The organism is Actibacterium sp., from assembly GCF_055134745.1.
On record NZ_JBSRVX010000044.1, the window covers coordinates 38,757 to 52,872 of the forward strand.

The following is a 14,116-nucleotide window of genomic DNA, read 5'->3' on the forward strand; positions in this document are numbered from 1 at the left end:
GGGATGAACCGCAGGCAGTCGCAATTGCTGGCGACCGACTCGGCTGTTCCCCACCCACGCGGGGATGAACCGCGCGGCAACAGGCTGGAACCAATGACCCAGGACTGTTCCCCACCCACGCGGGGATGAGCCGGCGCGGGACGCAGGATTACGCACCGCGTTTTCCTGTTCCCCACCCACGCGGGGATGAACCGCTCAAGCTGAATTTCCTGAGAGAGCATACCACCTGTTCCCCACCCACGCGGGGATGAACCGAAATCCTGAAAAAAATGTATGACGCCCAGAAACTGTTCCCCACCCACGCGGGGATGAACCGAGCGATATCTGACGCGGCCTGAAATCGACCGCCTGTTCCCCACCCACGCGGGGATGAACCGTCGCCATGGGCGCGCTAGCGATGGGCGCAACGCTGTTCCCCACCCACGCGGGGATGAACCGGGGTTCGCGGCGTTCATCACTACGCCGCGCGGCTGTTCCCCACCCACGCGGGGATGAACCGCGCAGCCATGCCAGCCGCGATGGTGGCCAGATCTGTTCCCCACCCACGCGGGGATGAACCGAGGATTGGATCAAGCAGGCAGAGGCTGCAGAACTGTTCCCCACCCACGCGGGGATGAACCGCAATTCCTGCACATCATCCGTTCCGGTTATGCCTGTTCCCCACCCACGCGGGGATGAACCGCTGAATGGCCTCTTGCGGCACCTGTAACCCGCCTGTTCCCCACCCACGCGGGGATGAACCGGGGCGGCGATGGCTCACTCTGTTTTGTCTGATCTGTTCCCCACCCACGCGGGGATGAACCGACTTCGATGGAACCTGCCTGCGCCTGACCCAGCTGTTCCCCACCCACGCGGGGATGAACCGTGATGCGTATTTTATTTGAACACGCGCGGGATCTGTTCCCCACCCACGCGGGGATGAACCGACCAGCCGTTTCAGCCAGCCGGGGATAAGGAACTGTTCCCCACCCACGCGGGGATGAACCGAATATAGGCGGCGTGGAACGTAGGCACCTGGCCTGTTCCCCACCCACGCGGGGATAAACCGCTTGAGCCGTGGCAGTGCTTCCTGGTGTGCTGCTGTTCCCCACCCACGCGGGGATGAACCGGACTTTTGGCCCGGTTTCGGCATCGCCGGTTACTGTTCCCCACCCACGCGGGGATGAACCGCCGCAGGCGCGCGCCAAGCGGCTGAGCAATATCTGTTCCCCACCCACGCGGGGATGAACCGGTTTCGGGTCTGCGCGGTGCGGCTGGCCCTACTGTTGCTCGCCCACCCGGGTCTTTCCGGCTGCGGCGTGGACAAGCTTGGCGGTCGCGGGTTTGGGTGGGGTTTCGGCCTGCAGGGCAGGACCTGTGGCGCGCAGCGGGTCTTCGGACACGGTTTTGGTCCGGCGTGGCACATCCAGCACATCGCAGAAGCGGTGCAACATGCTGAGGGTCCCGGGCGCCATCTCGTCCACCTCGCCCGGCACATAGAACACCGTGCGGATCGCCAGATCGCGATCTTCGGGGGTTTGCAGCAGAAGCGGCAGCGTCTCGATGGCGCGCTCGGGTTCATACGTGACGATCAGGGTCTGCTGCCCGATCATCGCGGCGCGTCTGTCCGCCCCGAGGCCGGCAAAGGGCTCGTCTTCGGTCAGCACGCGCGACGACCGTTCCAGCCGGTCGCGGCGCACGCCCCTGCGGTTCTCGGCCAGAAGCACCAGCATCCGGATCACAGCCTCGGCAAAGCCGCCTTCTTCGATTGTCGCCAGCGCCGCCTGCACCTGCGGCAGGGCGCGCAACTCGGTCTGGTCCTTCAGCGTGCGGTGCAGTTCGTGACTGCGGCCAAAGGCGCGTGCCCAGGGGTTGCTCCAGACCGAAAAGAAGGTCAGCTCGACCATCATGTCGCGCTGGTCGCGCCACAGGTCGATCGCCTGTGTCATCGCCTCGATCATCACGCTTTCGGCCATGACGAACGGGTTGTCGCTGGCGGCCGGATTCCGATCCTGGCGCACCTTCTGCGCCATCGCGGGCAAACCCCGCATGACAGGGTTTCTGGATGATATCAGCGCACGGCTGGTTCGCTGGGGGTGCAGGGCGCGCGACATTTCGGCCATCGACGGCGTGACGATGGCCCTGATCACCGGGCGCATCACCGCATCGTAAATCTGCGCCTGCACCTCGGAGGCGCGCGCCACGGCGGCGAAGGGGCGCTCGTCGGCGAAGTCGTCGTCAAGGGCGCGGATATGGTCGAAGTTGCGCTCGGCAAAGCTTACGACAAAGCGTTTGTCAGCACCTTCGCCCTGGATGTCCTCGATCACCATCTCGTAAAGCCCCGGCGCCAGCGCCTCGATCGTGGCAAGGGTCGAATTCATCTCGGAATGTTCACGCCTGGCGACCGAGCCGGAGACGAAGATGCCCAGATGCCCGACCTGATCGTGCACCATGAAGACGATGCGCTGTCCGCGGATGCGGATTTCCTGCACGTCGGCATAGGTCTCGGTAATCCAGTTCAGGGCCTGCTGGGGCGGGGTGATGTTGTCGCCATGGCTGGCAAAGACGATGATCGGCGAGCGGATGGCCTTGAGATCCACGGGGCGGCCCGGTTCCAGGCGTGCCTCGTTCTTGACCAGGCGGTTGCCGATGAACAGCTGTTCGACGATCCACTCGATTTCCGGCGCGTTGAGCAGAAAGAAGCCGCCCCACCAGGTCTCGAACTCCAGAAATTGATCCACGCCCGTGTCAACCTCGCGATAGAGATCGACATATTTCCGGAACATCGTGCGCGAGGGGTTCAGCATCTCGAAGTTCTGCACGAGATGTGCACCATCGAAGACCCCGCCGCCCAGATCGGCCAGCAGCATCGGCATCCAGGTGCCGCCAAGGACGCCCGCATTATAGCGCATCGGGTTTTCACCCACCTTGCCGGACCAGGGCGCCACCGGCGCGCCGTTCACCACGATCGGGCCGGTTATGTCAGGGTTGGTCGCGGCTAGAAGCAGCGTGGCCCAGCCGCCCTGGCAGTTGCCGGTGACGATGGGCTTGGGGGCGGCCGGGTGCCGGCGCATCACCTCGCGCACGAAGGCGGCTTCTGCACGAACGACATGGCTGAGAGATTGCCCGGGTTCTGGCATCCTGCGGAACGACACGAAATAGACCGGGTGGCCGGCCTTCAGGGCCACACCCACCTGACTGTCGGTCTTGAAGCCGCCGATTCCCGGCCCGTGGCCCGCGCGCGGGTCGATGATGATGAACGGGCGCCTGGCCTCGTCGATCATCACGCCTTCGGGTGGCAGGATGCGCAACAACTCATAGTTCGAGGGATGCGGCAGGTCGGCCCCGTCCATCACCTGCTCATGGTCATAGACCAGAACCGGCGGGCAGCCCTTTTCCTCGTGGTCCAGAAAGATATCGCCACGCTGGCGCAGCGCATCGGCGGTCAGCACCATCCTCTCGCCAGCGTCGCGCAGGTATTCGCGCCAGGCGTTGCCAATTGTTGCGCGCGTGTCCGGTGCAGACAGTGCTTCGACCTGCGCATGCATCGCCTCGGCCAGGGCGCCAAACCGTTTGCCGTGTTTCTCCAGCATCCGCTGGCTCTGCCGCGTCGCCGAGGTGGACAGGATACGGCCCGTTTCGGTTCCGCTGCCTGTCTGGTCCGTCAGGCCTGTGATCATCTCTGCCATGCGTCCCCCGAGATCGCGCGAGGGATCAAAGGCGCGGGCCGCACGGGCCGGATCGAAAAGATCGTAGAGACTGGCCATTATACCCTCCGCGAGGTCATGAGGTGATCGAGAATCCGCCGTCTATGTCATGCACGCCACCCGTCAGGTGGCGCGCTTCGTGCGAGGCGAGGAAGGCCGCCATCGCCCCCACATCCTCGATCGTCGCCAGTTGATGCATGGCGGCGCGGCTGGCGGCGGCGTTCAGAAGCTCATCGAAATGATCTATGCCCGAGGCAGCGCGGGTCTGAAGCGGCCCGGGGGACAGCGCGTGAACCGAAATACCCTTTTCGCCCAGTTCCGCGGCGGCATAGCGCACGGTGCTTTCCAGTGCGGCCTTGACCGGCCCCATCATGTTGTAATGACGCACGACGCGGGACGATCCAAAGAACGATACCGACAGGCAGGTGCCGCCGTCTGGCATCAAAGGTTCCGCCAGCCGGATCATCCGAAGGAAGGAATGCACCGAGATATCCATCGCCAGGGCGAAGCCTTGGGCCGAGCAATCCACCACACGGCCATGAAGATCTTCCCGTGGCGCATAGGCGATGGAATGCAGCAGGGTATCGAGCCGCCCCCAACGGTCGGTGATCGCCTCGAACACCGCTTCGAGTTGCCCGGGCTGCGCAACATCCAGGGGCAGGATCAGTTCCGCCCCCAGCCGTTCGGCCAGCGGGCGAACATGGGGTTCGGCCTTGTCGTTCAAATAGGTGATGGCAAGCTCCGCGCCCTGCGCCCGCAGCGCCTTGGCGCAGCCCCAGGCGATGGACTGGTCATTGGCGACACCCACGACCAGAGCCTTGGTTCCGGTCAACGAGAACATCAGGCGATACTCAAATTAATACCCAGCATGCGGCCAGCATCGCAGATATTTGCGAAGATTCTGCAACGCAGCAATGGCGGTGTTCAACATCGGCAGGGACGGGCAGGGCGGGTCGGGCGGATGCCGGGCTTGGGCAGGCGTTTGGGCAATCTGTCGGCGCCATCGTCGTCCGAAAGATTGTCTTCACGCCGCGCGGGGGCATCGCGATCAATTGCCAGGGATAACGGCACCCCGTCGGCAGGATGTTTGGTATCTGATTGGGAACTGCAACACGGGATGGCCACACAGCGTGGTCGCCCACAATATCCAGATCACGCGCGCGAAATCGGCGGCATCATCAGATTGACCTGTTCCCAGGGATGAGATTTCAATGACGGGACAGGAGCGTATCCATCACCTGACGCAGAGCCAGGATATCGTCTGGGCGGCTCAAGGATGGCGCGTGGCCGCAATCGGCGAAATCCGTCATGCCCGGTCTTGGGCCGCTGGTGGCCATGCGGGCGGCGATGTCGGCGGTCAGCAGATCGGATTGCAGGCCGCGAAAGACATGTGTCGGGGTGGTGATCCGCCGCCACCGCTCCCAGCTTGTCAGTTCGCGCCGCGACGCCGAGAACTGCGCCGTGATCCTGGGGTCATAGTGAAGCGTCAGGTTGCCGTCATCCTTGCGCCGGAGCGAACTGCGCACCATCCGGTGCCAGAATTCATCGCTGGCCGGCCCAAAAGGCGCATAGACGGCCCGCAACCAGGCTTCAGCCTCGCCATGGCGGGCAAATGTCGGCAGCTCGCCGACATAGGCCAATATGCGCTCAATCGCGGGTTCGGGAATTTCCGGGCCTATGTCGTTGATCAAAAGGGCTTTCAGCCGATCGGCGTCGCGCCCCGATGCCAACCACATGCCGATAAGCCCGCCCAGCGACGTTCCCAGCCAGACCACACGATCAACGCCATAGAAATCGAGCAGATCAGCCAGAACGCCCGCATAATATTCGATGGTATATTCAGCCTCGGGATTGTCGGACCAGCTTGACAGGCCGCGCCCGATCAGATCGGGACAAAGCACATGATAGCGATCCGACAATGCCGCGGCGGCCTCGTCGAAATCGCGCCCGGTTCGGGCCAGCCCATGGCACATCACGAGGGCGGGATTGGCTGGATCCCCCCATTCTGTCACGTGAATCTCGTGATCCATTACCGGCACAAAGGCAAAGCGGGGCATGGTCATGTGCGTGCGCCTTTCTGCATCAATGTCCCGACAATGCCCTTGGGAAAGAAATAGACCAGAAGAACAAAGATCAGGCCCAGCCAGAACAGCCACCTGTCAGGATTCAGAAGATCGGGCAGAAAAGGCACCATGGAAACGGATTCGGCAGCGACTGACATGAGATCGCGCAGATAATATTGCGCAACCACCAGAAGAACCGCGCCGACCACCGCGCCCCACATGGTTCCCATGCCGCCGATCACGACCATCAGCAGAATGTCGATCATGATATCGAAGGACAGCGCGGTTTCGGGCCCGGTATATTTCAGCCAGACCGCATAAACTGACCCCGCGAGAGAGGCCACCGTTGCCGACAGGCAGAACACGAATGTCCGATAGGCGACGACGCGATAACCGATCGCCTCGGCGCGTATCTCATTCTCGCGGATCGCCTTCAGAACCGTGCCAAGCGGCGATTGCGTGATCCGCAGCATGATGACGAATAACAAGAAACTGACGGTGAAGACAAAGTAATAAGCCGCTACCTTGCCGGTCATCCTGAGACCCATGAATTCGGCTACCTTGCCGTCGGCCCCCAGCCAAAGCCTGGTTGCCGGCTTGAACAGCGCGGGCACCGAATAGGTTAGGCCATCCTCGCCACCTGTAAGCTGCGACAATTGCGACGCCAGAACAAGAACGACCGACGCGGTTGCCAGCGTGATCATCGCAAAAAAGATGGCCTTGACCCGCAGGCTGACCAATCCGATTGCGGCCGCAACGACAAGGGACACGCCGACACCGGCAACCGTGCCCAGGGCAACCGCATCCCAGCCTGGCCCCATCTGGCGCAGCGCGATGGCCGCGCCATAGGATCCGAACCCGAAGAACATGGTATGGGCAAAGCTGACAATGCCGGTATAGCCGATCAGCAAGTCATAGCTGGCAACCAGCACGATGAAGATGCAGACACGTGCCGCCACCTCGACCGAGCGGACATCCTGAAACAGGAATGGCGCGAACAAGAGAACTGCGGCGACGACCAGCATCGCGGCCTTTACGCCCAAGGCGCCATATGATTGTTGTCGGATCATCGCCACCTCACTTGATCGCCGGGCGCAGGCCGTTGGGGCGCCACATCAGGATCGCCATCATGAGGATCATGTTCGACGCCAGCGCCAGTTTCGGGGCCAGATAGCCGACATAATTGGCCGTCAGCCCGACCACGATCGCACCAAGCAGGGTTCCCGGAACCGATCCAAGCCCGCCGATGATCACGACAATGAACACCACGATCATCATCTCGCCTCCCAGCGCCGGAGTGATCAGTGTGGAATATCCCGCCCACATCGCCCCCCCCAGCGCGGCCAGGGCAGAGCCCAGCATGAAGACCGCGACAAACAGCCTGTCGATGCGAAACCCCATCGCCTCGACCATCTCGCGGTTTTCGACGCCGGCACGGATGAGCAGGCCGATGCGGGTGCGGTTCAAAACCGCGTAAAGACCGATAAAGACCGCAAGCCCCAGACAAAAGGCGAAGATGCGGTAGATCTCGATGCTGACATCGCCCAAAATCAGCGCCCCTTCCAGAAAATGCGGGCGCCCCACCGTGATCGGCGTGCCGCCCCAGATGGCCAGGATGATCTGTTCGGCAATGATCAGCGCCCCCATCGTGATCAGGATCTGGCGCAGGTGGTCGCGATAGACCGGCCTGATGATGATGGTTTCAAAGAACCAGCCCGCGACCAACCCAAATGCCATCGCCGCGACCAGCGCAAAGATCAGGGCTAGCGCATTCAACACCAGGCTGTCAGCCCCCAGCCAGCCGCCAAGCGCCGCAAGAACGCTTGCCGCGATGAAGGCGCCAAAGCTGACAAAGGCCGAATGCCCGAAATTCAGAACATCCATGAGGCCGAAGACCAGGCTCAGCCCCGAGGCCATCAGAAACACCATCATGCCCATCGCCAGCCCGGCCACCGTAAGCGTCGCCCAGGAGGACGGCGCCCCGATCAAAACCAGCGCGATCAGCGACAGCGCGACCGGCAGCAGGTTCACCCCGCCAAACCGCCCCAACAGATTTGCAAGCTGTTCCATCGTTCTTTCCTATGCTGACAGGCTGAGCAGTTTGCCCTGCAATTCGGTATCGGCGGCAAAATCGGCCATCGGCCCCGTATGCACCACGCGCCCGTCCTCGATCACCGCCACGCCCCGCCCAAGGCTTTTGGCAAAATGAAGATTCTGTTCGACCAGCAGGATGGTCGTGCTTGTCGCGATGTCCCGAAACGCCTCGGCCATCGCGGCAACAATCGACGGCGCCAGCCCCTTGGTCGGTTCGTCGACAAGGATCAGCGCGCGCGGCTCGACAATGGCGCGCGCGACAGACAGCATCTGCTTTTGTCCGCCGGAAAGGCTCCAGGCCTGCTTGGTCCAGAAGGTTTCGATTGGCGGAAACAGTTCGAATATACGGGCCAGCCGCGCCTTGTCGAACGTGCCTTTCGCGGTTGCCAGGACAAGGTTTTCCTCTACGGTCAGCCCGCCGAATATTCCCATGTTCTCTGGGACATAGGCGATACCAAGACGCGCGATTTCAGCGGTGTGCAACTTCGATATTTCCGTGCCCTGAAACCTGACCGCGCCCGATTTCGGCTTCCAAAGCCCCATGATCGAACGCAAGGTCGTGGTCTTGCCGGCGCCGTTGCGCCCCAGAATGACAAAGACCCCACCTTCGGGCACATCGAAGCTGACGCCATGCAGGATCGCATACTGGCCAATATCGGTGGTCATGTCTTGAACGGAAAGCAGGGTCATGCTGTCTCCTCGGTCGCGGTGCCAAGATAGACATCGCGCACAATCTGGCTGTTCATCACCTCGTCCGGTGCCCCGTCTGCAAGCAATTCACCGTTGTGCAAAACCACGATCCGATCGGCCAGCTGGCGCACCACCTCCATCTTGTGCTCGACCAGCAGAACCGTTTTGCTGCGGTCGGTCTTGATCGTCGCGATCAGGTCCAGCACATCCGGCGCATGATCGAGCGACATTCCCGCGGTCGGTTCGTCAAACATGTAGATATCCGGTTCCATCGCCATCAGCAGGGCAACCTCCAGCTTTCGCTGATCGCCATGCGACAGGGCCGCCGCAGTCTGGTGTGCAACACCGGTCAGGCGGGTCGTTTCAAGATAGTGCTCTGCCTTGTCGATCAGGCGGGTGATGCCCGCGGCCGGGCGCAACAGCCGCCACCCGTCACCCGAAGCGGCCTGTACCGCCAGGCGGATGTTTTCCAGAACCGACAGATGCGGAAACAGATTGGTAAGCTGGAAGGCCCGCCCCACACCAAGGCGCGCGCGTGCCGATGGCGCAAGGCGGGTCAGATCGCGCCCGTCTTTGAGAACCTGTCCGGCCGTTGCCGTCAACTGGCCAGAGATCAGGTTGAAATAGGTTGTCTTGCCTGCGCCATTCGGACCCACGATGACCGTCAGTTCGCCCGGATGAAAACTGCAGGAAACGCGGTTGACCGCGACATGACCGCCAAAACGGATGGTCAGATCCCGCGTAACTAAGGATGGCTGTTTCATTTGAATGTTCGACCTGCGACAGACCGGTCCGCCCGATGCGGACCGGCCATCCGGGGTGTCAGTTTTGGCGACCGATGGGGATGTTCATCTCTTCCGGTTCGATGATGCGAACCAGTTCGGGGATGGCCCAGTCGACATTCTCATCCACGCGGATCTTGAAATGAATCATCGACTGCAGGGCCTGATGATCCTCGGGACGGAAGGTCATCGCGCCTTTTGGCGTTTCCCAGGTCATGCCTTCCATTGCCTTTATCAGGTCTTCTGTCTCAAGACTGTCGGCGGTTTCGATGGCCTTGACCACAGCCAGCGCGGCGGCCATGCCACCGGCGGTGAAAAAGTCGGGCGGCGTGCCGAAACGGGCCATGTGTTCCTTCACCAGCCAGTCATTGATCGGATTGCTGTAATCCTCGTAATAATAATAAACGGCCCCTTCGAGACCCGGAAACCGCTTGTAGGTGGGCAGCACCGGCAGGATATGCCCCCCCATCGACAGTTCTATGCCATAGCGTTCCGGCTCCATCGCCTTGATCTTTCCCGGCGCATCTCCGCCACCGGCGATATAAACCAGAATAACCTTGCGGCCTTCCTTGTCCTTGAGGGCATTGAACATCCGCTCGGTGGCGGCGGTAAAGTCGGCTGTGCCCTGCGGAACATATTCCTCGGCGACAACAGTGGTGCCGGTTCCCTGCAACGCGGATTTGAACGCGGCGATGCCGTCGCGGCCAAAGGCGTAATCCTCGGCAAGGGTGGCGACATGCAGGTTCGCATCAGGTTTCAGCGCGATGGCCTGGGCCTGCATGTCCATCGACGAATTGCGCGAGGTCTTGAACACATACCGGTTGCTTTCCGGCCCCGTCAGACTGTCGGCCACGGCCGGCTCGACGATAAGGATCTTTTCATATTCTTCGGCAATCGGCAGCATGCCCTTGGTCACGCCCGAAGACGTGGCGCCAACCGCAAGCAGCACATTGTCATCGCCATAGGCTTCGGCCAGAACCGCGCGCGCCACATCGGGCTTGAACTGCGTGTCCTTCACGATGATTTCGACAGGATGGCCCTTGATCGTATTCGTGCCCTTTGTTGCAAATTCGATGCCCAGGTTGAAACCTGTCTGGGTTTGCTTTGAAAAGGCTTCAAAGCTGCTGCCTGACAACCCGTGGATCAGCGCTATCTTTATCGGGTCTTCGGCGACTGCCGGGCCGGCAATGAGCAGTGCACCCGTCATCGCCACGGCAAACCGTTTGATCTTGTTCATGATGTCCTCCCTGATGGCTGATCTGCGCTTGTTGCGCAAATCTGGCCGGTCGTTTAGCTTATGGTGCAAGCATCAGGAACAAAGCGGTTCGGGGCAAGATCGTGGAAATACGTATCGAGGATTGCTTCCGGAACGGCAGTTTTGCCGAACTTGCCTATACCTATGCGCCGATCGGGCTGGTTGTAACCGAAAACCGCGTCATCCGGGACTGCAACCTGTCCTTCGCGCGGATGTTTCGCTATAGCTGCGACACGCTGCGCGGTCAGCTTTTCTCGATCCTCTATCCCACGAACGAAGAGTTCGTGAACATCCGCGACCGCGGGGTCAAGCAATTGCGCGAAACCAACAGCTATTGGGATGAGCGCGTGATGGCCCGCCAGGACGGAACCTTGTTCTGGTGCCGCGTGCGTGGCCATACCTTTACTCCCGAACGCCCGCTGGATCGCGCCTTGTGGAGCTTTGCCGATCTTTCACCGAACCGGCCCTATTTCGCGCTGACCCGGCGGGAACGCGAAATCCTCAGTTTTCTGGCTGACGGACTGACCAGCAAGGAAATCGCGCAACGTCTGGATATCTCTTATCGCACGGTCGAGGTGTATCGCGGAAAACTGCTCAAGAAGTTCGGCGTGAACAATACCAGCGGCCTGTTCCATTCGCTTGGCGGAACCGACAGTGACCACCTGCTGTCGCACAACCCGGCTTGACGGGCCACGGCCTAGACCTGCGCGGCGATGGCGGTGCCTGCAGCATGGCCAGATGACCAGGCCCACTGAAAGTTGAACCCGCCCAGCCAGCCGGTGACATCGACGGCCTCGCCGATGAAATACAGGCCCGGCACGTGACGGCTCTGCATGTCGCGTGCGCTCAGCCCGGCTGTATCCACCCCGCCCAGGGTGACTTCGGCGGTGCGATAGCCTTCGCTGCCGGTTGGCGTCACCTGCCATCCTTGCAACGCTTGCGCCAGGCTGCGCAAACGGGCATCGCTGCAATCGGCCAGATTGCCCGCCAGCGGCAATTGCGCGCCCAGATGGGAAATCAGCCGCGCCGGCAACCAGGCGCCCAGATGGGTGACCACCGCCTTGCGCCCCTCGCGGCCGCGGCGCTCCTGCAAGCGGGAAACCAGATCCGTCCCGGGCAACAGGTCCAGCGTTACCGTATCGCCCTCGCGCCAATAGCTTGAAATTTGCAGGATCGCGGGGCCAGACAGGCCGCGATGGGTAAACAACAGCGCCTCGTCAAAGCCGGCGCCGTTGCAACTGGCGCGAACGGGCAGGGCGATGCCGGCCAGCGGGCTGAACGCATCGCCAAAGGTCAGCGGCACCAGCCCGGGGCGGGTGTCGATCACCTCATGGCCGAACTGGCGCGCAACCTGATAGGCAAACCCGCTCGCCCCCATCTTTGGAATGGATTTGCCACCCGTCGCCACCACCAGGTTCTCGCAACCCAGAACCGTCCCATCTGACAAGGTAACCACGAAACCGCGATCCGCGCGCCGGATCTCGCTGGCCGAAACCTGCAATTGCAGCCGCGCGCCGACCTTGTCCATCTCGTCCAGCAGCATCGCCACCACCTGTCGCGCCGATCCGTCGCAAAACAACTGGCCTAGCGTCTTTTCATGCCAGGCAATGCGATGCTGCGCCATCAGGTCCAGAAAATCCCACTGACCAAAGCGCGCCAGCGCCGATTTGGCGAAATGCGGATTGGCCGATATGAAATTCTGCGCTGCCGTATGCAGATTGGTGAAATTGCACCGCCCCCCGCCCGAGATGCGGATTTTCTCGCCGGGGGCCTTTGCATGGTCGATCACCAGAACCTGCCCGCCGCGCGCCCCGGCCCGGGCGGCACACATCATCCCGGCGGCCCCGGCCCCCAGGATCAGCGTCGAAATCCGGTTCATATGCTGTTTATTCTTGGCAAAAATACCCAAGCCCCGCCCGCAGCGCGCACCACCCGATCAGATCGAAAAACTGGTGCCGCAGCCGCAGGAACTGGTGGCATTGGGATTGTCGATGACGAACCGCGCGCCGATCAACTCGTCGGTGAAGTCAATCACCGCATTGGCCAGAAACGGCAGCGAGACGGAATCGACCACCACTTTCTGCCCGGCGCCTTCCAGCACCAGATCGTCCTGTGCCACCGCATCCAGCCGGATATCATATTGAAAGCCCGAGCATCCGCCGCCCTCGACCGCGACGCGCAGCGCCTTTCCGGTCGCATCCGCGCCGATTTCCGCCAGCCGTGCAAAGGCGCGTTCTGTCACCCGTGGGGGCAGGTTCAGGTCCATCTGGTGAAAATCCCGTATCAAAACCGTGACATCGGCAATATATGACCCCTGACAGGCAACGACAAGCGGGGCAAGATCATGCTGGCACCTTTCGCGTGCAGACCGGAACAGTCGCGCGGACGATTGTATCACGAGGAAGACAGCGCCTTTCGCAGTGCGTTTCAACGCGATCGCGACCGTATCATTCATTCCTCGGCGTTCCGCCGGCTCAAGCACAAGACTCAGGTCTTCATCGAACATGAGGGCGATTATTTCCGCACCCGCCTGACCCATTCGATCGAAGTGGCCCAGGTGGCGCGCACGATCGCCGGCGTTCTGGGTCTGAACACTGATCTGGCCGAGGCGGTGGCCCTGGCACATGATCTGGGCCATCCGCCCTTCGGGCATACCGGCGAAGACGCGCTGTCGGCGCTGATGGCGCCCTATGGCGGGTTCGATCACAATGCCCAGGCCATCCGCATCGTCACCCGGCTGGAACGGCATTATGCCGATTTCGACGGCTTGAACCTGACTTGGGAAACGCTGGAAGGTCTGGCCAAGCATAACGGCCCCGTCATCGGACCGCTGCCCTATGCGCTGGCCCAATACAATGCCCGCCACGATCTTGAACTGCATACCTTTGCCAGCGCCGAGGCCCAGGCGGCCGCGCTGGCCGATGATGTGGCCTATAACCACCACGACCTGCATGACGGGTTGCGCGCCGAATTGTTCTCGACCGACGAACTGGCCGAATTGCCGCTGCTGAAGGGCTGCTTTGCCGAAGTGGACCGCAAATGGGTCGGCCTGAATTATTACCGCCGCCGCCACGAGGCCTTGCGCCGTTTCTTCGGTCTTCTGGTCAATGACGTGATCGGTGTGGCGCGTGCCAATCTGGACGAACTGGACCCGGCCGCCCCTGACGATATCCGGCTGGCGGGGCGGGCAATGATCCGCTTTACCCCCGAGATCTGGGAACAATTGCAGGTGATCCGCGAATTTCTGTTCCAGCGCATGTATCGCGCGCCCAGCGTGGTCGAAATGCGCAAGGTCGTCACCCAGATGGTGCAAGAGCTGTTTCCGCTGTTCATGGCACAGCCTGAATTGCTGCCCAAGCAATGGCGCAAGGATGTCGAGGAGGTGCAGTCGGAAACCGACCTGGCGCGGATCGTGGTGGATTACATCGCGGGCATGACCGACCGCTTTGCCATGCAGGAACACAGCCGCTTGATCGCTGCGGCCTAAACACCCCTGCGACCGGGGCATTGACGCGCGGGTCGGGCATGCTAAACCGCCCGGCAATG

12 protein-coding genes and 1 CRISPR repeat array (1 of these 13 running past the window's edge) are annotated in these 14,116 nt (G+C 61.8%); of the genes, 2 read left to right on the forward strand and 10 right to left on the reverse strand.

Annotated features, from left to right (window positions below):
- Positions 1-1,231: direct repeats of the CRISPR family, unit length 29 nt; unit sequence CTGTTCCCCACCCACGCGGGGATGAACCG (it extends 1,238 nt beyond the left edge of the window).
- Positions 1,232-1,259: 28 nt separating this feature from the next.
- The 8 genes from ACTCHC_RS09175 to ACTCHC_RS09210 form a co-directional block, all read right to left on the reverse strand.
- Positions 1,260-3,746: a DUF3141 domain-containing protein gene (locus tag ACTCHC_RS09175; RefSeq protein WP_463022184.1), complete on the reverse strand. Its 2,487-nt coding sequence runs from the start codon at positions 3,744-3,746 to the stop codon at positions 1,260-1,262.
- 16 nt (positions 3,747-3,762) lie between these two features.
- Entirely contained in the window at positions 3,763-4,527 is a 765-nt protein-coding gene (fabI, locus tag ACTCHC_RS09180) for an enoyl-ACP reductase FabI (RefSeq protein WP_463022185.1), read from the reverse strand.
- 367 nt (positions 4,528-4,894) lie between these two features.
- A complete protein-coding gene (locus ACTCHC_RS09185) occupies positions 4,895-5,749 on the reverse strand; it encodes an alpha/beta fold hydrolase (protein ID WP_463022186.1) in 855 nt (284 codons plus the stop codon).
- Positions 5,746-6,819, reverse strand: a complete 1,074-nt coding sequence (locus tag ACTCHC_RS09190; protein WP_463022187.1) for a branched-chain amino acid ABC transporter permease — start codon at positions 6,817-6,819, stop codon at positions 5,746-5,748. Before ACTCHC_RS09190 ends, ACTCHC_RS09185 begins: the two co-directional genes overlap by 4 nt.
- Positions 6,820-6,826: 7 nt before the next feature.
- Positions 6,827-7,819: a branched-chain amino acid ABC transporter permease gene (locus ACTCHC_RS09195; RefSeq protein WP_463022188.1), complete on the reverse strand. Its 993-nt coding sequence runs from the start codon at positions 7,817-7,819 to the stop codon at positions 6,827-6,829.
- A gap of 9 nt (positions 7,820-7,828) precedes the next feature.
- Complete coding sequence (locus ACTCHC_RS09200) at positions 7,829-8,533, reverse strand: ABC transporter ATP-binding protein (protein ID WP_463022189.1); 705 nt, start codon at positions 8,531-8,533, stop codon at positions 7,829-7,831.
- Entirely contained in the window at positions 8,530-9,297 is a 768-nt protein-coding gene (locus tag ACTCHC_RS09205; RefSeq protein WP_463022190.1) for an ABC transporter ATP-binding protein, read from the reverse strand. Before ACTCHC_RS09205 ends, ACTCHC_RS09200 begins: the two co-directional genes overlap by 4 nt.
- 58 nt (positions 9,298-9,355) lie before the next feature.
- Positions 9,356-10,552, reverse strand: coding sequence for a substrate-binding domain-containing protein (locus tag ACTCHC_RS09210; protein ID WP_463022191.1), 1,197 nt, complete (start codon positions 10,550-10,552; stop codon positions 9,356-9,358).
- Between the two features lie 101 nt (positions 10,553-10,653).
- Here ACTCHC_RS09210 and ACTCHC_RS09215 point away from each other — a divergent pair, with 101 nt between their 5' ends.
- Positions 10,654-11,256, forward strand: coding sequence for a helix-turn-helix domain-containing protein (locus ACTCHC_RS09215; protein WP_463022192.1), 603 nt, complete (start codon positions 10,654-10,656; stop codon positions 11,254-11,256).
- Between the two features lie 11 nt (positions 11,257-11,267).
- On the opposite strand, the gene ACTCHC_RS09220 is transcribed toward ACTCHC_RS09215, so the two are convergent.
- Entirely contained in the window at positions 11,268-12,449 is a 1,182-nt protein-coding gene (locus ACTCHC_RS09220) for a BaiN/RdsA family NAD(P)/FAD-dependent oxidoreductase (RefSeq protein ID WP_463022193.1), read from the reverse strand.
- A 57-nt stretch (positions 12,450-12,506) separates the two neighbouring features.
- Positions 12,507-12,830 carry a HesB/IscA family protein gene (locus tag ACTCHC_RS09225; RefSeq protein WP_463022214.1) on the reverse strand — a complete coding sequence of 108 codons (324 nt, stop codon included), beginning with the start codon at positions 12,828-12,830 and terminating at the stop codon, positions 12,507-12,509.
- Positions 12,831-12,914: 84 nt separating this feature from the next.
- On the opposite strand from ACTCHC_RS09225, the gene ACTCHC_RS09230 reads away from it, so the two are divergent.
- Positions 12,915-14,057 (forward strand): deoxyguanosinetriphosphate triphosphohydrolase, encoded by a 1,143-nt coding sequence (locus ACTCHC_RS09230; RefSeq protein WP_463022194.1) that lies wholly within the window; start codon positions 12,915-12,917, stop codon positions 14,055-14,057.
- Positions 14,058-14,116 lie beyond the last annotated feature (59 nt).